Origin of the sequence: Bacillus sp. FSL P4-0290, assembly GCF_037975435.1 — a bacterium.
Taxonomy (GTDB): domain Bacteria; phylum Bacillota; class Bacilli; order Bacillales; family Bacillaceae; genus Bacillus; species Bacillus subtilis.
Genome location: NZ_CP150253.1, coordinates 3,474,004 through 3,495,359, shown reverse-complemented (window position 1 = coordinate 3,495,359; position 21,356 = coordinate 3,474,004). Strand labels below are relative to the sequence as shown.

Annotated in this window: 20 protein-coding genes; 16 read left to right on the top strand and 4 right to left on the bottom strand. The window is 45.9% G+C overall.

Annotation, left to right across the window (positions count from 1 at the left end; genetic code table 11):
- Window positions 1-4: 4 nt before the first annotated feature.
- A complete protein-coding gene (gene yvfG / locus MKY10_RS18360) occupies window positions 5-223 on the bottom strand; it encodes a protein YvfG (RefSeq protein WP_003219905.1) in 219 nt (72 codons plus the stop codon).
- Window positions 224-301: 78 nt separating this feature from the next.
- On the opposite strand from yvfG, the gene rpoN reads away from it, so the two are divergent.
- A complete protein-coding gene (gene rpoN, locus MKY10_RS18355; RefSeq protein WP_041055204.1) occupies window positions 302-1,612 on the top strand; it encodes an RNA polymerase factor sigma-54 in 1,311 nt (436 codons plus the stop codon).
- Between the two features lie 26 nt (window positions 1,613-1,638).
- Here the strand turns inward: rpoN and lutP are convergent, their stop codons facing one another.
- The gene (gene lutP, locus MKY10_RS18350) at window positions 1,639-3,330 is read right to left on the bottom strand and encodes an L-lactate permease LutP (RefSeq protein WP_048654993.1); all 1,692 of its coding nucleotides are present in this window, start codon (window positions 3,328-3,330) and stop codon (window positions 1,639-1,641) included.
- A 227-nt stretch (window positions 3,331-3,557) separates the two neighbouring features.
- Here lutP and lutR point away from each other — a divergent pair, with 227 nt between their 5' ends.
- From lutR to ganB, 7 genes are all read left to right on the top strand, one after another.
- The gene (gene lutR / locus MKY10_RS18345) at window positions 3,558-4,280 is read left to right on the top strand and encodes an L-lactate utilization/bacilysin biosynthesis transcriptional regulator LutR (RefSeq protein WP_003228277.1); all 723 of its coding nucleotides are present in this window, start codon (window positions 3,558-3,560) and stop codon (window positions 4,278-4,280) included.
- 181 nt (window positions 4,281-4,461) lie between these two features.
- Window positions 4,462-5,454, top strand: coding sequence for a galactan degradation operon transcriptional regulator GanR (gene ganR, locus MKY10_RS18340; RefSeq protein ID WP_003244199.1), 993 nt, complete (start codon window positions 4,462-4,464; stop codon window positions 5,452-5,454).
- Between the two features lie 140 nt (window positions 5,455-5,594).
- Window positions 5,595-6,860: an arabinogalactan oligomer ABC transporter substrate-binding protein GanS gene (gene ganS, locus MKY10_RS18335; RefSeq protein WP_048654992.1), complete on the top strand. Its 1,266-nt coding sequence runs from the start codon at window positions 5,595-5,597 to the stop codon at window positions 6,858-6,860.
- A 39-nt stretch (window positions 6,861-6,899) separates the two neighbouring features.
- Complete coding sequence (gene ganP, locus MKY10_RS18330; RefSeq protein ID WP_015714738.1) at window positions 6,900-8,156, top strand: arabinogalactan oligomer ABC transporter permease GanP; 1,257 nt, start codon at window positions 6,900-6,902, stop codon at window positions 8,154-8,156.
- A 3-nt stretch (window positions 8,157-8,159) separates the two neighbouring features.
- Window positions 8,160-9,011 (top strand): arabinogalactan oligomer ABC transporter permease GanQ, encoded by an 852-nt coding sequence (gene ganQ, locus MKY10_RS18325; RefSeq protein ID WP_015251193.1) that lies wholly within the window; start codon window positions 8,160-8,162, stop codon window positions 9,009-9,011.
- Window positions 9,012-9,029: 18 nt separating this feature from the next.
- Window positions 9,030-11,093 carry a beta-galactosidase GanA gene (ganA, locus tag MKY10_RS18320; protein WP_080019505.1) on the top strand — a complete coding sequence of 688 codons (2,064 nt, stop codon included), beginning with the start codon at window positions 9,030-9,032 and terminating at the stop codon, window positions 11,091-11,093.
- 79 nt (window positions 11,094-11,172) lie between these two features.
- Window positions 11,173-12,468: an arabinogalactan endo-beta-1,4-galactanase gene (gene ganB / locus MKY10_RS18315; RefSeq protein ID WP_015251195.1), complete on the top strand. Its 1,296-nt coding sequence runs from the start codon at window positions 11,173-11,175 to the stop codon at window positions 12,466-12,468.
- Window positions 12,469-12,521: 53 nt separating this feature from the next.
- Here the strand turns inward: ganB and rsbP are convergent, their stop codons facing one another.
- Both rsbP and rsbQ read right to left on the bottom strand, forming a co-directional pair.
- Window positions 12,522-13,733, bottom strand: a complete 1,212-nt coding sequence (gene rsbP, locus MKY10_RS18310) for a phosphoserine phosphatase RsbP (RefSeq protein WP_015251196.1) — start codon at window positions 13,731-13,733, stop codon at window positions 12,522-12,524.
- Between the two features lie 35 nt (window positions 13,734-13,768).
- A complete protein-coding gene (gene rsbQ, locus MKY10_RS18305; RefSeq protein WP_015251197.1) occupies window positions 13,769-14,578 on the bottom strand; it encodes a sigma factor SigB/phosphatase RsbP regulator RsbQ in 810 nt (269 codons plus the stop codon).
- Window positions 14,579-14,711: 133 nt separating this feature from the next.
- Between rsbQ and MKY10_RS18300 the strand changes: the two genes are divergently transcribed.
- The 8 genes from MKY10_RS18300 (at window position 14,712) to lutC (ending at window position 21,323) form a co-directional block, all read left to right on the top strand.
- The gene (locus tag MKY10_RS18300; protein ID WP_021480633.1) at window positions 14,712-14,843 is read left to right on the top strand and encodes a hypothetical protein; all 132 of its coding nucleotides are present in this window, start codon (window positions 14,712-14,714) and stop codon (window positions 14,841-14,843) included.
- A 19-nt stretch (window positions 14,844-14,862) separates the two neighbouring features.
- The gene (locus MKY10_RS18295; protein WP_015251198.1) at window positions 14,863-15,768 is read left to right on the top strand and encodes an ABC transporter ATP-binding protein; all 906 of its coding nucleotides are present in this window, start codon (window positions 14,863-14,865) and stop codon (window positions 15,766-15,768) included.
- The gene (locus MKY10_RS18290; RefSeq protein ID WP_015251199.1) at window positions 15,769-16,506 is read left to right on the top strand and encodes an ABC transporter permease; all 738 of its coding nucleotides are present in this window, start codon (window positions 15,769-15,771) and stop codon (window positions 16,504-16,506) included. It begins immediately after the preceding gene.
- 3 nt (window positions 16,507-16,509) lie between these two features.
- Window positions 16,510-17,625: a two-component system sensor histidine kinase YvfT gene (gene yvfT, locus MKY10_RS18285; protein ID WP_048654991.1), complete on the top strand. Its 1,116-nt coding sequence runs from the start codon at window positions 16,510-16,512 to the stop codon at window positions 17,623-17,625.
- 16 nt (window positions 17,626-17,641) lie between these two features.
- Complete coding sequence (gene yvfU, locus MKY10_RS18280) at window positions 17,642-18,244, top strand: two-component system response regulator YvfU (RefSeq protein ID WP_014478018.1); 603 nt, start codon at window positions 17,642-17,644, stop codon at window positions 18,242-18,244.
- 174 nt (window positions 18,245-18,418) lie between these two features.
- Entirely contained in the window at window positions 18,419-19,135 is a 717-nt protein-coding gene (gene lutA / locus MKY10_RS18275) for a lactate utilization iron-sulfur protein LutA (RefSeq protein ID WP_048654990.1), read from the top strand.
- A 26-nt stretch (window positions 19,136-19,161) separates the two neighbouring features.
- Window positions 19,162-20,601, top strand: a complete 1,440-nt coding sequence (gene lutB / locus MKY10_RS18270) for a lactate utilization iron-sulfur protein LutB (protein ID WP_015251202.1) — start codon at window positions 19,162-19,164, stop codon at window positions 20,599-20,601.
- Complete coding sequence (gene lutC / locus MKY10_RS18265) at window positions 20,601-21,323, top strand: lactate utilization protein LutC (RefSeq protein ID WP_003228309.1); 723 nt, start codon at window positions 20,601-20,603, stop codon at window positions 21,321-21,323. Before lutB ends, lutC begins: the two co-directional genes overlap by 1 nt.
- The last annotated feature ends 33 nt before the right edge of the window (window positions 21,324-21,356 follow it).

The following is a 21,356-nucleotide window of genomic DNA, read 5'->3' as shown; positions in this document are numbered from 1 at the left end:
AGGTTTATTTTGATTCTCCACGTTTGACTTTGTTGTATGCTTCATCTAAATGCTGAATCCGTTTCAGGACAACTGCGTTTTTCGTCAGCTGGTCCTGCACTAGTGTTGAGACGACGGAACGGTAGTAGCTGTTCATCGCGTGGATTTTATCCTCAGACTGATTCATTTCAATATGCTGTTTTAAATTCTCAATAAAATAAGGGACGGAAAAAAGTTCAGACATTTCTTTGGCAGCTCCTTTTTCATAAATGTATACGGTGTGATCTCAATCATGTACAATGAAGAAAGGGGAGTGAGCAAGATGGATATGAAACTTCAGCAAGTACAAGTATTAAAGCCTCAACTGACACAGGAGCTCAGGCAGGCCATCACGCTGCTTGGCTATCATTCGGCAGAACTCGCCGAGTACATTGATGAGCTCTCACTGGAAAACCCTCTTATTGAACGAAAGGAAACAGACACACCGCCACTATCTTACCATAAAACAAACAAAAACAGGATGAATGCACAGGAAGCGGGCCTTCAATTAAGTAATCCGCAAAAAACATTGCAGGATGCGTTAAAACAGCAGTCACTCGATATGAATCTGACAAACACTGAAAAAAAGATTTTTAATTATCTGATTCATTCGCTTGATTCAAACGGGTACTTGGAAGAAGATATAGAGGAGGCAGCACGGCGATTATCTGTATCGGCCAAGGAAGCGGAGGCTGTTTTGGCAAAACTCCAGTCATTAGAACCGGCTGGAATTGGCGCGAGATCTTTGCAGGAATGCATCCTTCTTCAATTACAGCGGCTGCCGAACAGAAATGAACAAGCGGAAATGCTGGTTTCAGCTCATTTTGATGCTTTTGCGCAAAAAAAATGGAAAGCGCTTTCAGTGGAGGCAGGAATTCCGCTTCATACTATTCAAGATATCTCAGATGATATCGCGGCTCTTCATCCTAGACCTGGCCTTCTGTTTGCCCGGCCAGAGCAAGATGTGTATATTGAGCCTGATATTTTTATCACTGTAAAAAACGGGCACATCGCAGCGGAACTGAATACCCGCTCGTTTCCCGAGATCGATCTGCATCCGCAGTACAGAACGCTTTTATCATCCGGCTCCTGTCAGGATACTGTCTCCTATTTATCTGCGAAATATCAGGAGTGGCGCTGGCTGAGCCGCGCGCTGAGGCAGCGAAAACAGACAATCACGAGAATTATCAATGAACTGATCACACGCCAAAAGGATTTCTTTCTGAAAGGGCGAAGCGCAATGAAGCCGCTGACTCTGAGAGAGGTGGCGGACTGTCTAAGCCTTCATGAATCAACTGTGAGCCGGGCCATTAAAGGGAAAACAATACAAACGCCTTACGGGCTGTTTGAGATGAAGCTCTTTTTCTCAGCAAAAGCCGAGGCTTCAGGAGAGGGAGATGCGTCGAATTATGCAGTCAAAATGCATCTTGAAGACCTGATCAATCAAGAGGACAAAACAAAACCGCTTTCAGATCAAAAGCTTGTCGATTTGCTGTATGAACAACACGGCATCCAAATCTCGAGACGCACCGTGGCAAAATATCGCGATCAAATGAATATTCCGTCATCGGCAGCGAGAAAGCGATATAAATAAAATCCTCCCTAGACGGGAGGATTTTTTTAAGGAATCATCCAGCTGAATATGTGATGCTGCAAAAAGGTGATGATACAAACGAGCAGCAGCAAAAACAGACTGTGTTTAATGGTAAAGCGGAAAAGATCTGACTCCTTTCCGGCGAGTCCTACCGCGGCGCATGCCACCGCTATCGACTGCGGTGAAATCATTTTTCCTGTGACACCGCCTGAAGAGTTGGCGGCCACAGACAGAACGGGGTCCATGCCGACTGATAATGCGGTGACTTTCTGCAGGTTGCCGAACAGCAGGTTGGCGGAAGTATCCGAGCCGGTAATGAAGACGCCGAGCCAGCCGAGGACGGGCGAAAAGAAGGTAAACATCGAACCTGTCAGCGCGAGTGTCATCCCGAGTGTCGTGCTCATTCCCGAGGAGTTGGTGACATAGGCAAAACCAACGACAGAAGCAATGGTCAAAATCGGAAGCTTCAATTCTTGGACTGTTTCTTTAAAAACGGTTCCCCAGTCTTTCCACGAAATCGCCGTGATGAACTTTGACAGCACTGCGGCAATCAATATCGCGGTGCCGGCTGAACCAAGCACCTCCAGCTTGTAAACCGCTTCAATCGGCGTACCGTCAGCATTGACAATCTGATTGTTCAAAAAAGGCACACCGGGGGCAAAAGTCAGTTTTTCTCCAACAGCATTCAGCCATTTCAAGAACACCGCAGAGCCTTCATAATGCCCGGTCAGCGCGGATTTGACAGATGGAATGCCCCATACGGATATCATCGCCGTCAGCAGCAGAAATGGCGACCAAGCCTTAAAAATCTGTCCGCCGCTGTACGCAGGCGCTGCCGGATTTGTGCGCGCCGTTTCAATTGAGGCGGCCGACTCTTGTTCACCGGCAAACCGGAATGTTGTTTTCGGCTTCCACCATTTCAAAAACACAGCAAGCGCAGCCATTGAAACAAGAGCTGACAAAACATCGGGCAGCTCAGGCCCTAAAAAATTGGAACTGAGATATTGAACAACGGCAAAGGAAACACCAGATACGAGAATCGCCGGCCAGATCTCCAAGGCTTTCCTGAACCCGCTCATGATGATGATTAAATAAAGAGGAATAAATACGGATAAAAACGGCAGCTGCCGCCCGACCATTTGCGAAATCTCCATCGCCGGAATCCCTGTCGGCCCTTCTACGGCTGTAATTGGAATCCCAATCGCCCCAAAGGCAACCGGCGCCGTATTGGCGATCAAACAGATCCCCGCAGCATAAAGAGGATTAAAGCCGAGACCGACCAGCAGCGCGGCAGAAATGGCGACCGGCGCTCCGAAGCCTGCTGCCCCTTCTAAAAAAGCCCCGAATGAAAAAGCGATCAAGAGAGCTTGAAGCCGTCGGTCATCAGTAATTGAGAGAACAGAGCTGCGAATGATATCAAACTGTCCCGTTTTCACAGTGATTTTATACAAAAAAACAGACGTCACAATGATCCAGCCGATCGGCAACAATCCGTATACGGCTCCTTGTGTCGCGGACATCAGCGCTTTTTCCGCCGGCATCCGATAAACCAATACAGCAATGATAAGGGCGATCCCCAATGTGGCCAAGCCTGCTGTATACCCCTTCATCCGTTTAATCGCGAGTGCCCAAAAAAAGAAAATAATCGGTACAAGTGCGGCAAGCGCTGATAATAGCAAATTTCCCCCTATAGGCGTATATGCCTGTGTCCATTGCATCCCAAACCCCTCCTTGAAACATAAACTGGCGCTATATGTAAGCGGTTTCTATAGATGATATGATCATCTGATGACTGGGTAATAAGACCAGTTACCTAGCATTATATTTTGAAAAAAATCAAAGTACAAGACTTTTTGACAAAATAGTCAAAATCTTTTGGCGCCCCACAAAACAGAGTATAATAGATCGTAAACAGCCAGACCTACAAGTTACGGGGTGAATTGCATTGAAATACAAACAGATTAAAACAAAAAAAATATATGAAGAAGTAGCGGATGCCCTATTAGATATGATCAAAAACGGCGAATTGAAGCCGGGGGATAAACTGGACTCTGTTCAGGCGCTTGCTGAGAGCTTTCAAGTCAGCCGTTCAGCGGTTCGCGAAGCACTTTCTGCGCTAAAAGCGATGGGACTTGTCGAAATGAAACAGGGAGAAGGCACGTACCTGAAGGAATTTGAGCTCAATCAAATTTCTCAGCCGCTCTCAGCCGCCCTTCTGATGAAAAAAGAGGACGTCAAGCAGCTGCTTGAGGTCAGAAAACTGCTTGAAATCGGCGTGGCTTCACTAGCGGCTGAAAAAAGGACAGAAGCAGATCTCGAAAGAATTCAGGATGCACTAAAGGAAATGGGCAGCATTGAAGCGGACGGGGAGCTGGGAGAGAAAGCAGACTTTGCATTTCATCTTGCGCTTGCGGACGCTTCTCAAAATGAACTTCTTAAACACTTGATGAATCACGTGTCATCATTGCTGCTGGAAACAATGAGGGAAACGAGGAAAATCTGGCTGTTTTCCAAGAAGACCTCCGTTCAGCGGCTGTATGAGGAGCACGAACGGATTTACAATGCTGTGGCTGCCGGGAACGGTGCACAGGCGGAAGCCGCCATGCTGGCGCATTTGACGAATGTGGAAGATGTGCTTTCGGGATATTTCGAGGAAAATGTGCAATAACCAACTCATTTCCCGGGCAATTCCGCCGGTTCCGAATGGCACGAACAACTGAGACTGAGCCGCAAATGGTTCAGTCTTTTTACATGAGGCAGCCAGAGGGCTTTGTGCACTTGACATTTGCGAAAAAGAAAGTAAAATATTTTACTAAAACAATGCGAGCTGAATAATGGAGGCAGATGCAATGGCGACAATTAAAGATATCGCGCAGGAAGCGGGATTTTCAATCTCGACCGTTTCCCGCGTTTTAAATAACGATGAAAGCCTTTCTGTTCCTGATGAAACACGGGAGAAAATCTATGAAGCGGCGGAAAAGCTCAATTACCGCAAAAAAACAGTAAGGCCGCTGGTGAAACATATTGCGTTTTTATATTGGCTGACAGATAAAGAAGAATTAGAAGATGTCTATTTTAAAACGATGAGATTAGAAGTAGAGAAACTGGCGAAAGCATTCAATGTCGATATGACCACTTATAAAATAGCGGATGGAATCGAGAGCATTCCTGAACATACGGAAGGGTTTATTGCCGTCGGCACATTTTCAGATGAAGAGCTGGCTTTCCTCAGAAATCTCACTGAAAACGGCGTGTTCATCGATTCAACTCCTGATCCCGATCATTTTGACTCGGTAAGGCCCGATTTGGCACAAATGACAAGGAAGACGGTAAACATCCTGACTGAGAAGGGGCATAAGAGCATCGGTTTTATCGGCGGCACTTACAAAAATCCGAATACCAATCAGGATGAAATGGACATCCGTGAACAAACCTTCAGATCCTATATGAGGGAAAAAGCCATGCTGGACGAGCGCTATATTTTCTGTCATCGCGGATTCTCTGTAGAAAACGGCTACCGCCTGATGTCAGCAGCGATCGACACATTAGGCGATCAGCTTCCGACTGCTTTTATGATTGCAGCGGACCCGATTGCAGTGGGCTGTCTGCAAGCCCTGAACGAAAAAGGAATTGCCATACCAAACAGGGTAAGCATTGTAAGTATCAACAACATCAGCTTCGCGAAGTATGTCTCGCCTCCTCTGACGACGTTTCATATTGATATACATGAATTATGTAAAAATGCTGTTCAATTACTGCTTGAACAAGTGCAGGACAAGAGAAGAACGGTAAAAACATTATATGTGGGCGCGGAATTAATCGTCAGGAAGAGTATGAATTAAGAATGACTTAGGACACTAAGTCATTTTTTATTTAAGTAAAAAAATTTACTCTATAAGGTAAATAGTTTGTTTACACATTTTCTCAGGCGTGCTATATTATCTTTAAAGCGCTTTCATTCCTACCGAAAGGGTGACAATCAATGAAAATGGCAAAAAAGTGTTCCGTATTCATGCTCTGCGCAGCTGTCAGTTTATCCTTGCCGGCTTGCGGCCCAAAGGAAAGCAGCAGCGCCAAATCGAGTTCGAAAGGATCAGAGCTTGTTGTATGGGAGGATAAAGAAAAGAGCATCGGCATTAAAGCCGCCGTTGCGGCGTTTGAAAAAGAGCATGATGTGAAGGTCAAAGTCGTTGAAAAACCGTATGCCAAGCAGATTGAAGATTTGCGAATGGACGGACCGGCCGGCACAGGCCCTGACGTGTTAACAATGCCAGGAGACCAAATCGGAACCGCTGTCACGGAAGGATTACTCAAGGAATTACATGTCAAAAAAGACGTTCAATCACTTTATACTGACGCTTCCATTCAGTCTCAAATGGTAGATCAAAAGCTTTATGGACTGCCAAAAGCGGTCGAAACGACTGTCCTTTTTTACAACAAAGATCTCATCTCCGAAAAGGAATTGCCCAAAACGCTGGAAGAGTGGTACGACTATTCCAAAAAGACAGCTGATGGCAGCAAATTTGGCTTTTTAGCCCTATTCGATCAAATTTATTATGCAGAAAGTGTGATGAGCGGATATGGCGGATACATTTTTGGAAAGGCCAAAGATGGGAGCTATAATCCGTCAGACATTGGAATCAATAATGAAGGAGCTGTCAAAGGTGCGGCGCTGATTCAGAAGTTTTACAAAGATGGCCTGTTCCCAGCTGGCATTATTGGAGAACAAGGGATTAACGTATTGGAATCGCTGTTCACAGAAGGAAAAGCCGCCGCAATTATTTCTGGTCCATGGAATGTAGAAGCTTTTTCGAAAGCAGGAATCAATTATGGCATTACGAAACTGCCGAAGCTGGAAAATGGGAAAAACATGAGCTCCTTTATCGGCGTCAAAAGCTACAACGTTAGTGCATTTACAAAGAATGAAGAACTGGCGCAAGAATTAGCCGTTTTCCTGGCAAATGAAAAAAATTCTAAAACACGATATGAAGAAACGAAAGAAGTTCCTGCTGTGAAATCCCTAGCCAATGACCCGGCTATTATGAAAAGCGAGGCGGCACGGGCTGTTACTGAACAATCCCGTTTCTCAGAGCCAACACCAAATATTCCGGAAATGAATGAAATATGGACGCCGGCTGATTCAGCATTACAGACGGTTGCAACAGGGAAGGCAGATCCGAAACAAGCATTGGATCAAGCAGCTGAAACGGCCAAAGGACAAATTAAGGCAAAGCACAGCGGAAAATAAAGAGAAAGCTAGATTTGTATTGTAAGAGAGGTGAAAACGGTGCAGCATCGTCAAGTCGCTTTGTTGCTTTCTATCATTCCGGGACTCGGGCAATTTTATAACAAGCAATGGATAAAAGGTATTGTCTTTCTTTTCTTAGGCGCATCGTTTTTTGCGGTCTTTGGAGATCTGCTCAATATGGGGTTTTGGGGAATCTTTACACTGGGAACAGAAGTGCCGCGGGATAATTCCGTTTTTCTGCTGGCGGAAGGAATTATCGCTGTCATCGTGACCTGCTTTGGCCTTGCGGTGTATTATGTGAATCTTCGCGATGCGTTCCAAAGCGGAAAACAGCGTGATGAAAATAAGCCATTAAGTTCCTTAAAGGAACAATACCAACATATCATTTCTGAGGGCTATCCTTATGTCGTCAGCGGCCCATCTTTGTTTATTTTAATTTTCGCCGTGATCTTTCCTATCTTATTCAGCTTTGCATTAGCGTTTACAAACTATGATTTGTATCATTCTCCTCCTGCAAAATTAATTGATTGGGTCGGTTTTCAAACGTTCGCAAATATTTTCACAGTTGATATTTGGAGATCGACTTTTTTTGATGTACTGGCTTGGACAGTGGTTTGGACACTTGCTGCATCCACACTGCAAGTCAGCTTGGGGATTTTTCTCGCGATCATTGTTAACCAGAAAGACCTTCGGTTTAAACGTTTTTTTCGGACGATTCTGATTTTGCCATGGGCCGTTCCCGGTTTTGTGACGATTTTAATTTTTGCGGGACTGTTTAATGATAGCTTCGGTGCGATGAATCACGACATCTTGGCTTTCTTCGGGATAGATCCGCTTCCGTGGATGACAGATGCCAATTGGTCGAGGCTTGCATTGATTCTCATGCAGGGCTGGCTTGGATTTCCGTACATCTTTCTCGTCTCAACAGGCGTATTGCAATCCATCCCGGACGATCTGTATGAAGCAGCTACGATTGATGGCGCTTCTGTCTTTTCAAAGCTGAGATACATCACGCTTCCGATGGTGTTCATTGCAATGGCTCCGATTATCATTACCCAGTTTACGTTTAACTTTAATAACTTTAATATTATCTATCTATTCAATGGCGGAGGTCCGGCTGTAACCGGATCAACAGCCGGCGGGACAGATATCCTCGTTTCATGGATTTATAAATTGACAATGCAGTCCAGCCAATATTCTCTTGCTGCGGCTTTAACCATTTTATTATCTGTATTTGTTATCTCCATCGCATTGTGGCAATTCAGACAGACAAAGTCTTTTAAAGAGGGGGCATAAGGTATGCTGGCAGATATGAAAGTCAGAAAATATATCCGTCTCCTTTTCTCTTACTTGTTGCTAGCCTTTATGGCGGTCATCATTGTGTATCCTCTCCTTTGGACGGCAGGCGCAAGCTTTAACCCTGGCAACAGCTTAATCAGTACATCCATCATTCCGAAGCATCCGACATTCGACCATTACAAGGAATTATTTGCGGGCAAAGAAAGCCTTCAATATGTGCAGTGGTATGTCAACTCAATGAAGATCAGCCTGTTTACAATGGCAGGGTCTTTGCTCTGTGTGACATTTACAGCCTATGCGTTTTCGCGCTTTCGCTTCAAAGGCAGGAAATACGCTTTAACGCTCTTTTTATTGCTGCAGATGATTCCTCAGTTTTCAGCTTTAATTGCCTTGTTTGTGCTGGCGCAAATCTTGGGAATGATCAATAGCCATTGGCTGCTAATCTTGCTTTATATCGGCGGCCTGATCCCGATGAATACGTATTTGATGAAAGGGTACATGGATTCCATTCCGATGGATTTAGACGAAAGCGCCAAGATTGACGGAGCCAGCAGCACCAGAATCTTCTTCCAGATCATTCTGCCATTATCAAAACCGATGGCGGCAGTCGTGGCCATGAACGGCTTTACCGGTCCGCTCGGAGATTTTGTGCTGTCCTCAACCATATTGAGAATGCCTGAATCATATACATTGCCCGTCGGTCTATTCAATTTAGTGAATGATGTCATGGGGGCCAGCTATACGACATTTGCGGCCGGAGCCCTGCTTATCAGCATACCGGTGGCCATCATCTTTATCATGCTGCAAAAGAATTTTGTGTCCGGACTAACCGCAGGCGGAACGAAGGGCTAAGAGAAAAAGGAGGAGAATGTGATGTCAAAGCTTGAAAAAACGCACGTAACAAAAGCGAAATTTATGCTCCATGGGGGAGACTACAACCCCGATCAGTGGCTGGATCGGCCCGATATTTTAGCTGACGATATCAAACTGATGAAGCTTTCTCATACGAATACGTTTTCTGTCGGTATTTTTGCATGGAGCGCACTTGAGCCGGAGGAGGGCGTATATCAATTTGAATGGCTGGATGATATTTTTGAGCGGATTCACAGTATAGGCGGCCGGGTCATATTAGCAACGCCGAGCGGAGCCCGTCCGGCCTGGCTGTCGCAAACCTATCCGGAAGTTTTGCGCGTCAATGCCTCCCGCGTCAAACAGCTGCACGGCGGAAGGCACAACCACTGCCTCACATCTAAAGTCTACCGAGAAAAGACACGGCACATCAACCGCTTATTAGCAGAACGATACGGAAATCACCCGGGGCTGTTAATGTGGCACATTTCAAACGAATACGGGGGAGATTGCCACTGTGATTTATGCCAGCATGCTTTTCGGGAGTGGCTGAAATCGAAATATGACAACAGCCTCAAGGCATTGAACCAGGCGTGGTGGACCCCTTTTTGGAGCCATACGTTCAATGACTGGTCACAAATTGAAAGCCCTTCGCCGATCGGTGAAAATGGCTTGCATGGCCTGAATTTAGATTGGCGCCGGTTCGTCACCGATCAAACGATTTCGTTTTATAAAAATGAAATCATTCCGCTGAAAGAATTGACGCCTGATATCCCTATCACAACGAATTTTATGGCTGACACACCGGATTTGATCCCGTATCAGGGCCTCGACTACAGCAAATTTGCAAAGCATGTCGATGTCATCAGCTGGGACGCTTATCCTGTCTGGCACAATGACTGGGAAAGCACAGCTGATTTGGCGATGAAGGTCGGCTTTATCAATGATCTGTACCGAAGCTTGAAGCAGCAGCCCTTCTTATTAATGGAGTGTACGCCAAGCGCGGTCAATTGGCATAACGTCAACAAGGCAAAGCGCCCGGGCATGAATCTGCTGTCATCCATGCAAATGATTGCCCACGGCTCGGACAGCGTACTCTATTTCCAATACCGCAAATCACGGGGGTCATCAGAAAAATTACACGGAGCGGTTGTGGATCATGACAATAGCCCAAAGAACCGCGTCTTTCAAGAAGTGGCCAAGGTAGGCGAGACATTGGAACGGCTGTCGGAAGTTGTCGGAACAAAGAGGCCGGCTCAAACCGCGATTTTATATGACTGGGAAAATCATTGGGCGCTCGAGGATGCTCAGGGGTTTGCGAAGGCGACAAAACGTTATCCGCAAACGCTTCAGCAGCATTACCGCACATTCTGGGAACACGATATCCCTGTCGATGTCATTACGAAAGAACAAGACTTTTCACCATATAAACTGCTGATCGTCCCGATGCTGTATTTAATCAGCGAGGACACCATTTCCCGTTTAAAAGCGTTTACGGCTGACGGCGGCACCTTAGTCATGACGTATATCAGCGGGGTTGTGAATGAGCATGACTTAACATACACAGGCGGATGGCATCCGGATCTTCAAGCTATATTTGGAGTTGAGCCTCTTGAAACGGACACCCTGTATCCGAAGGATCGAAACGCTGTCAGCTACCGCAGCCAAATATATGAAATGAAGGATTATGCAACCGTGATTGATGTAAAGACAGCTTCAGTGGAAGCGGTGTATCAAGAAGATTTTTATGCGCGCACGCCAGCGGTCACAAGCCATGAGTATCAGCAGGGCAAGGCGTATTTTATCGGCGCGCGTTTGGAGGATCAATTTCAGCGTGATTTCTATGAGGGTCTGATCACAGACCTGTCTCTTTCTCCAGTTTTTCCGGTTCGGCACGGAAAAGGCGTCTCCGTACAAGCGAGGCAGGATCAGGACAATGATTATATTTTTGTGATGAACTTTACGGAAGAAAAACAACTGGTCACGTTTGATCAGAGTGTGAAGGACATAATGACAGGAGACATATTGTCAGGCGACCTGACGATGGAAAAGTATGAAGTGAGAATTATCGTAAACACACATTAGGCTGATGCTCCGCTCGATATGGGCGGATTCTTTTTTCTATAGAATGAAACCGCTTACTAAGTCTTGGGGGGATGAAATCATGAAAAGCAAAGTGAAAATGTTCTTTGCGGCTGCCATCGTGTGGAGTGCATGTAGTTCAACAGGATATGCCGCTGCCATTGAGAAGGAGAAGCACGTGTCAGAGCTTCGGACAGAGGATGAGGATCTTTTTGTTAAAAAAGTAGAGGGGATGAACAAGGATTTTATCAAAGGGGCAGATGTGTCCAGCGTTATTGCTTTGGAAAACAGCGGTGTCACCTTTTATAATACAAGCGGAAAAAGTCAGGACATCTTTACAACCTTAAAACAGGCTGGGGTCAACTATGTTCGCGTCCGCATCTGGAATAACCCGTATGATTCAAATGGCAACGGGTATGGCGGGGGAAACAATGATGTTCAAAAAGCAATCGAAATCGGAAAAAGAGCGACAGCGAACGGAATGAAGGTGCTGGCCGACTTTCACTACTCTGATTTCTGGGCCGATCCAGCGAAACAAAAGGTGCCCAAAGCCTGGGCGAATCTCAGCTTTGAAGCAAAAAAAGCAAAGCTCTATGAGTATACGAAACAAAGCCTGCAAAAGATGATCAAGGAAGGCGTTGACATCGGCATGGTTCAGGTCGGAAATGAAACAACAGGAGGATTTGCCGGTGAGACTGATTGGACGAAGATGTGCCAATTATTTAATGAAGGAAGCCGAGCGGTCAGGGAGACAAATTCAAATATTTTGGTCGCCCTGCATTTTACCAATCCTGAAACGGCTGGAAGGTATTCATTTATTGCGGAAACACTCAGCAAAAACAAAGTGGATTATGATGTGTTTGCGAGCTCCTATTATCCTTTCTGGCATGGGACATTACAAAATTTGACCTCCGTGCTGAAGGCTGTTGCCAATACGTACGGCAAAAAAGTCATGGTGGCGGAAACATCGTACACCTATACCGCTGAGGATGGCGATGGGCATGGAAATACAGCGCCAAAAAGCGGGCAGACGCTGCCATATCCAATTTCTGTTCAAGGCCAGGCAACTGCAGTAAGAGATGTAATGGAGGCAGTGGCGAATACGGGCAAAGCAGGACTCGGTGTTTTCTACTGGGAGCCGGCGTGGATTCCAGTCGGGCCGAAGACACAGATAGAGAAAAACAAAGTGTTATGGGAAACATACGGGTCAGGGTGGGCGTCCAGCTATGCTGCTGAATACGACCCTGAAGACGCCGGGAAGTGGTATGGGGGAAGTGCTGTAGATAATCAAGCTTTATTTGATTTTAATGGACACCCGCTGCCTTCTTTGCAGGTGTTTCAATATGCGGAGTCAGGACATATTCCAAAGAAACGCTGAAACAAAAAAATCCATGAGATGTAACAAATCATTGTTATGTCTCATGGATCATTTTATTTTACATCAACTAATATAAAACATTCGTCATCACTCTTATGATGAGCTTCCTTTTGATGCTGCAGTGATGTAAGGATGTTCTCCTTCAGGTCAGCGATCGGCGAATCAGGATGATCCTTTAGTAAATCAAATAAATAACATGAAGCCGTAGGATCCATCACGCCATCCGTATACAGAAGCAATCTTCCGTCCTCCGTGTATGAAAGGCTGCTTGACTGAAACTCTAAGTCTTCAAACATTCCGATCGGAGGCGAGGTCGCGTGAAGCAGATGTTGAGTTCCGCTATCGTCCTGCCAAAGTGCCGGCGGATGTCCTGCGTTGACATAATCAATTCTTTGCCGTGCTATGTCAATCTCGAGATAAATAGCAGTGCAATAATGTCTTGCTTCCTCATCATTTTGAAACAAGCTGTGAAGGTGCCGGTCCAATTCCTTCATAACTTTAACGGGGCTGAGACCTTGCGTGATCTGGCGCTGAAACAAAGGATGAAGAGACATCGTAATCAATGCAGATGAAATTCCGTGCCCCATCACATCAAGGATAATAATGCCGTAACGGTGTTCATCGATTTGATAATGTCCGTAAAGATCACCTGACAATTCACTCGATGCGTTGTAATAAGAGTCAATCTGAACCTGATCGTTTACAATCGGTTCAGTCAACGAGTTTTTCTGGATCTTTCTGGCGAGTTCAAGCTCTCTTTTGGTGTTTAATTTAAATTGTTGATTTTGTTTATTGATCTCAAGAAGTTCTTCTTGTTTTGCTTTCAGCGTTTCCAAGGCAATTTCTAACTCCGCATTGGCTTTCTGTTTGGCAAGCAAAGCTTCCTGAGCCTCATTTCTGGCTATCAGCAGCTCATTTTCATATTCATTTCGCTTTCGCATTGGAATCAGAACACAATCAAAGACAGAAGCCTCGCTATCGTGTCTCGCAATAGCATTGATAAGGACGGGAATTTCTTCTCCATCTCTTGCTTTCAAGGAAATGTATATTTCTTCGATGTGATGCTCCAATTTCAAAAGCGGAAAAAAATAAAGCTGGCAGAAAAGCTGTGCGGGAATGGTCAACATCATATTCATGTGCTGGCCGATAACCTGCTCCGGTTCATAATCCAGAATCTTGATAAGGGTGCGGTTGGCAGCTATGATCGACCCCTCTTCTGACAAAGCGAGGAAACCGCATGGTGCATCATTCAATTGTTTGTCCATCTAAGAGGGTCACCTCTATCCCTTTCGTTCCTATATCACACGTGTGCCTTTAAATAATCGCCGATCAGCTGTATCGTCTCATCTGGATGGCTCATATGAGGGCAATGTCCGCGAGCCTCCATTTGTTTCAGACTGCTATAAGGCAGATGCTGATGCATATACTTACCTACTGTTGCAGGTGCGATGATATCATCTGCACATTGGAGAATAAGAGAGGGAACCGTTACCTTCGAAAGATCCTCTCGGTGATCAGAAAAAAACGCCGCTTTCGCGAATTGGCGGGCAATGACAGGATCAGTAGAACAAAAACGGCTTTCAAGCTCTTCCTTAACTTCAGGCCGATCTGGCTGATTCAGAACGGTTGCCGCAAATACAGTTGCCCAGCCGATATAATTTTTCTCCATCATCTCCAGCAAGCCAAGGAGCTGCTCCTCTTCAAATCCTCCGTAATACTCAGGCGGATCATTCAAATAGCAAGGAGAAGGCCCCACCATCACCAGATGGGAAAAAAGCTCCGGGCGGCGGATGGATGCAAGCATCCCAATCAAGGCCCCGACGGAGTGCCCCACAAACACGGTTTCCTTCAGATCTAAAGCTTCACAAACATCAAGAACATCCTGGGCATAGCCGTCAAGTGTCTGGTAACGATTCATGTCATATGCGCGCAAATCTGAATGTCCCGAACCGACGTAATCAAATAAAATCACCCGATGATCTTCTTCAAAGGCAGGTGCCACGGCATTCCACACACTTTGATCGCATCCAAAACCAGGTGCGAACATGATAGATGCTTTGCCGCTGCCTTTCACCTTCACATGATTTCTAGACAAAATCGCTTCGTTCATGTTTGGCTCCTTTCAGCCGGAAAGTAATATAAAGTTCAATATGTCTATCATAACACTCGGATGGTTTGAAGAGTGTATCTTTCTATGAATGTCACAGCAGTTTAAAAGAAAGAGGACATGGGAGATAGAAAAGATGGATGAATTGGAAGATGCAGGAGGAGGATTACCTAGACACCGGGGTGAGAAAGAAAATGACATTTGTCACTTCATCATCATGACACCCCATACTAACATCGTCTTCTCCGTCATTTTACAATCAATGTAAACGATCAGGAGGTGCTCATGTGATGAAAGAAGCAATAACAGTAAGCAACGTGACAAAACATTTCCATCGAAAAACCGCTGTAAACCACATCAGCTTCAGTATTGAAAAAGGAGAAATTGCAGCCATTCTCGGGCCAAATGGGGCAGGGAAGACGACCGTCATCTCGATGATATTAGGATTGCTGAAACCGAGTGAGGGAGAAATCAAACTATTTAACCGAGTTCCCGATGATCAACAGGTTCGTGAAAAAATAGGTGTAATGCTTCAGGAAGTAAGTGTCATGCCGGGCCTTAAGGTGGATGAAATCCTTGAACTCTTCCGGAGCTATTATCCGAATCCATTGTCCATGAAAGAACTCGTTTCGTTAACAGCACTCACCAAAGAAGATTTGAAAACAAGAGCAGAAAAATTATCCGGCGGACAAAAACGCCGTTTGAGCTTTGCTTTGGCTCTTGCCGGGAACCCGGAGCTGCTTATACTTGATGAACCGACAGTCGGCATGGATACTTCATCAAGACATCGATTCTGGCAGACCATTCACAGACTGTCGGACCAAGGAAAAACAATTATTTTTTCAACTCATTATTTACAGGAAGCAGACGATGCCGCACAGCGAATCCTATTTTTTACTGAAGGACAGCTTGTTGCAGACGGCTCACCAATGCAAATCCGCTCAAGAATTCAAAAACAGTCTGTTTCCTTTACGCTTCATTCAAGTGAATCAGTGGAAAGACTGTCTTGTCACCCGGAAGTCGAGAGAGTGATCCACGAGCATGAGAGAACCATCATCCAGACATCAAATACAGACAAAGTGTTGGCGCTGATCTTTCAAGAAAACATCCCAGCACGAAATATTCGAATTGAGCAAGCGACGCTCGATGAGGCATTTCGCCAGCTGGCTGACGGCAACAGGGAGGCGATGTGAGTGAACATGCTGCAAAAGCAAAGCATCGCTGAAATGAAAAGGGTGCTTAGGAACAAGTACTTTGTGCTTTGGTCTCTGATCATGCCGATTGCCTTTTATTATTTCTTTACAAATGTAGTGAATACCAACGTCCCTGATCAACGTGCATGGGAAGCCCATTACCTGATGTCGATGACAGTCTTCAGCGTGATGGGTTCCTCTATCATGACGCTTGGCATCCGAATGGTACAAGAACGGTCACAAGGCTGGGCCGCCTTTATCCGCCTTACGCCTCTTCCGGATCATATCTATTTATCAGCTCAGATGATCGGCCAAAGTGTCATTCACGTTTTATCAATTACCGTCATATTTCTGTTCGGCGCAATCATCAATGATATTGCCTTGTCACCGTTTGAATGGATGATGAGCGGACTGTGGATTTTGTTTGGCGCATTGCCTTTTTTAGCATTAGGCACACTAATCGGCCTCATGAGAAAAGTAGAAACAGCGGCCGGAATCAGTAATGTGCTTTATATGCTGCTGGCTTTAGGCGGAGGGATGTGGATGCCGTTTGAGGTCATGCCTGACATGATGCAGAGCATTGGCCAGTGGCTTCCGTCTTATCATTTCGGGAGCGGAGCGTGGGAACTTGTCCGGGGTGGGAGTCCGACTTGGAAAAATATTCTGATATTAATCGCTTATATGATGCTCTTCATGCTACTATCTAAATATATAAGAAGAAAACAAGAAGCGGTGTAATACATGAAAAAGGCAATATCTATTTTCCCGAAGGAATTCGGGTTTTTCCCTTATATCTTTCTGGTGTATACGATTATGCCGTTCCTCTCTTTATTAAAAGAATCAGGGGTCAAACAGGGGATCGGATATGGTATGCTGCTCCTTTTTGTAGCGGCATATCGCCAGTTATTCTGCAGCGTGGGCAAAGCTTCGTTTACATATTGGCTTATCGTGCAAATGGCGGTTATTTTGATGTATAGTGTGTTTTACAATATCACCTATATATACTTAGGTTTTTTTCCGGCAAACTTTGTTGGTTATTACAAAGAGAAAACGAATTTTAACCGTGCGTTCTGCGCTTTAATCTTTATACTGCTTTTTCCATGCCTATACCAATTTATCGCGAATTCGGTCTCGCTTCGGGAGCTTTTTTCTGTTCTCCCGTTTCTCGTCATTATGCTCATTTCTCCATTCGGCATTCGTTCTATGTTTCGGAGGATTGAGCTTGAAAATAAGCTTACACAAGCCAACGAACAGATAAAAGAACTCTCTAAAAGAGAGGAGCGTGTTCGAATCGCCCGTGATCTTCACGATACTCTTGGCCACACCCTGTCGCTGCTTACATTAAAAAGCCAGCTCATTCAGCGGCTGGCTGCATCTGATCCAGAACGGACCAAGCTTGAGGCAAAAGAAATGGAAACCAGTTCACGCTCCGCACTCAAGCAAGTTCGAGAGCTGGTTTCTGATATGAGAACGGTCACGATAACAGAGGAGCTCGTAAACATGCAGCACATATTAAGAGCGGGGAACATTACCTTTCAATACGAAGGAGCCGACGACTTTTCAGCGATATCTCCCGTCACTCAAAATATTATCAGTATGTGTATGCGGGAAGCCGTGACTAACATTATCAAGCACAGCAAAGCAACCCACTGTGCCATCACCATTTCTCAGTTTGCTGACAAAATGAAGATCGTAATACGGGATGACGGAAAGGGAGCGGCGAAGGAGAAAATGTTTGGGAATGGCCTGCGGGGAATGGAAGAACGGCTCATGCTCATTGAAGGGGGATTAACGGTTTCAGATCATAACGGAACGGTTGTGGCACTGACGATTCCGCTTATTAAAAAAGCAGAATGATTGGAGGACGAAAAGAATGATTCGTCTGTTTATTGCTGAGGACCAGCGAATGCTTTTAGGCGCTTTGGGATCTTTGCTTGATTTAGAAGAGGATATGACAGTCATCGGACAAGCATTAAACGGGGAAGAGGCGCTACATGCTATTTTGAAGCTGGAGCCGGATGTATGCATTATGGACATTGAAATGCCGGTTCGAAGCGGGCTGGATGTGGCAGAGGAATTAATGAAAAAAGGCTGCGTCAGCAAGGTCATTATTTTAACCACCTTTGCCCGACCCGGATATTTTGAACGCGCCGTAAAAGCCGGTGCACATGGCTATCTGCTGAAAGACGGCGAAATTGACGATCTGGCCGATGCCATTCGAAAATGTGTAAAGGGAAAACGTGTCTTCAGCCCCGAGCTGACGTTTAATATGATGCGAGACGAAAATCCGCTAACCGTTAGAGAGCAAGAAATTCTGAGGCTTGCGGCTTTAGGCAAGACAACTAAAGACATTACACTTGAGCTCTATTTATCTCAAGGCACAGTTCGAAACTATATCTCAGAAATCATCCAAAAGCTTCATGCGAAAAATCGGACAGAAGCCGCCAGCATTGCTGAGGAAAAGGGCTGGATCTAACCATATACTGCACTCCTGGGAGATCGGGAGTGTTTTTGATATGCCACAAATGAAAATATCCCTAGAAAACCCTTCCCTTCTATTATCAGAATAGTGTACGATATTCATATAGTTATTTTAACTCAGGTCATCAGATGACCTGATCATATATTGGGGATGAGAGAGGGGTTCATCATGAAAGTCTCACTTTTTGTCACTTGTCTTGTTGATATGTTTCAAACAAATGTCGGAAAAGCAACGGTTGAGCTGCTGGAGCGGCTTGGGTGTGAGGTTGATTTTCCGGAAGGGCAGATTTGCTGCGGGCAGCCGGCTTACAACAGCGGCTATGTAAATGACGCCAAAAAAGCAATGAAACGGATGATCGAAACGTTTCAGGATTCCGAATATGTTGTCAGTCCTTCCGGTTCCTGCACAACGATGTTCCGGGAGTATCCGCACCTGTTTCAGGATGATCCGAAATGGGCCGATAAAGCGAAAAAGCTGGCGGATAAAACGTATGAACTGACAGATTTTATTGTGAACGTACTTGGAGTAGAGGATGTCGGCGCGACCCTTCATACAAAAGCGACCTTACATACGTCGTGCCATATGACTAGGCTGCTGGGTGTTCGGGAGGAGCCGATGAAGCTGTTGAGCCATGTGAAGGGCCTGCAGTTTACAGAGCTTCCGGGCAAACATAACTGCTGCGGATTCGGAGGAACGTTCTCCGTCAAGATGGCGCAGATTTCTGAGCAGATGGTCGATGAAAAAGTCGAATGTGTGGAGGAAACGGGAGCAGAGGTGCTGATCGGTGCTGACTGCGGCTGTTTGATGAATATCGGGGGACGGCTTGACCGAAAAGATAAGAATGTCAAAGTGATGCACATCGCCGAAGTGCTCAACAGCAGATAAAACTGGATTCAGAGGGGGAAAGGATCATGGCGATGAAAATCGGTACTGACGCTTTTAAAGAGCGGGTATCACAGGGGATTGATAATGAATTTATGAGAGGTGCTGTTTCGGGTGCACAGGAGCGTCTGCGGACGCGGCGCCTAGAGGCAGCAGAAGAACTGGGAAACTGGGAGGAGTGGCGCTCATTATCAGAGGAAATCAGGCAGCATGTCCTTGAAAACCTTGATTTCTATCTCGGACAGCTTGCCGAAAATGTGGCGAAAAGAGGCGGACATGTCTATTTCGCGAAAACAGCGGAAGAGGCGTCTTCCTATATTCGGGATGTCATTCAAAAGAAGAACGGGAAGAAAATTGTGAAATCTAAATCAATGGTCACAGAGGAAATCAATCTGAATGAGGTGCTGGAGAAGGAAGGCTGTGAAGTCGTAGAAACCGATCTCGGCGAGTATATTTTGCAGATTGATGATCACGATCCGCCGTCACATATCGTAGCGCCCGCTCTTCATAAAAATAAAGAGCAGATACGCGATGTGTTTAAAGAAAGACTGGACTATCAACATACAGAAAAACCGGAAGAGCTGGTGATGCATGCGCGCGCCATTCTCCGGAAAAAGTTTCTGGAAGCGGATATCGGCATTACCGGCTGTAACTTCGCCATCGCTGACACGGGTTCCGTCAGCCTTGTGACAAATGAAGGAAATGGACGGCTTGTGAGCACCTTGCCGAAAACACAAATTACCGTCATGGGAATGGAGCGGATTGTCCCGTCATTTTCTGAATTTGAAGTGCTAGTCAGCATGCTGACAAGAAGTGCTGTCGGACAGCGGCTGACAAGTTATATTACAGCTTTGACGGGTCCGAAGCTGGAAGGTGAAGTGGACGGTCCGGAAGAATTCCATCTTGTCATCGTTGATAATGGACGATCCAATATCCTTGGAACGGAATTCCAGTCTGTGCTGCAATGTATCCGCTGTGCCGCCTGTATCAATGTCTGTCCTGTGTACCGCCATGTCGGCGGACATTCATACGGCTCAATCTACTCGGGGCCGATCGGAGCTGTTTTATCACCGTTGCTCGGCGGTTATGACGATTATAAGGAGCTGCCGTACGCATCTTCACTGTGCGCTGCTTGTTCAGAAGCCTGCCCGGTCAAAATCCCGCTTCATGAGCTGCTACTCAAGCATCGTCAGAATATCGTCGAAAAAGAAGGCAGGGCGCCGATCAGTGAAAAGCTTGCAATGAAAGCATTCGGACTTGGCGCATCCTCCTTATCGCTTTACAAAATGGGCTCAAAATGGGCGCCGGCCGCCATGACGCCTTTTAAAGAGGACGAAAAAATTTCGAAAGGGCCCGGCCCGCTTAAAAATTGGACCCAGATTCGCGACTTCCCGGCACCGCATAAATCGAGATTCAGAGACTGGTTTGCGGACAGAGAAACAAGTGAACGCACGAAGGAGGAGCAGTGATGACGAAGGGAACTATTCAGAATCAAGAGAGCTTTTTAAACCGAATCGCATCCAGCTTGGGCCGTGAACGAAGAACAGGAGGCGTTGCAGTCCCTGAATGGGCGCATCAGCCGCAATATAAAACACTTGAAGGTTATTCAGCGGATGACTTAGTCACAGTGCTCAAAAACCATTGTGTCAAAATCCATACAGAGCTGATTGAAACGGATTCAACCGGCCTTTACGATGCCCTGCGCGAGCAAGTCAGCCGCTTTTCCGGAGGCCCTGTCATCATTCCGAAGGACCCCCGCTTTGAAGAATACGGACTGAAAAGCCTGCTCACCAAGGACTGGCCGAGTGAAGGAACGCCGGTCTGGGAGTGGGATGCTGACAAAGGCGAGGAAAATATTAAAAAAGCGGAGCAAGCCAATGTAGGGATTACATTCAGCGAAATTACATTGGCTGAGTCGGGGACGGTTGTCCTCTTCTCCTCAAAAGACATCGGCCGCTCTGTCAGCCTTTTGCCGACGACTTATATTGCGATCGTGCCGAAATCAAGCATTGTACCGAGAATGACACAAGCCAGTGATATCATCCGCCAAAACATTGCGAACGGTGTCACTGTTCCTTCATGTATCAACTACATTACCGGACCGAGTAACTCAGCCGACATTGAGATGGATTTAGTTGTGGGGGTGCATGGACCAGTAAAGGCAGCATATATTCTCGTCTCTGACCGCTGAACTCAGGAAGCCCGGCAGGCATATGCCGGGCTT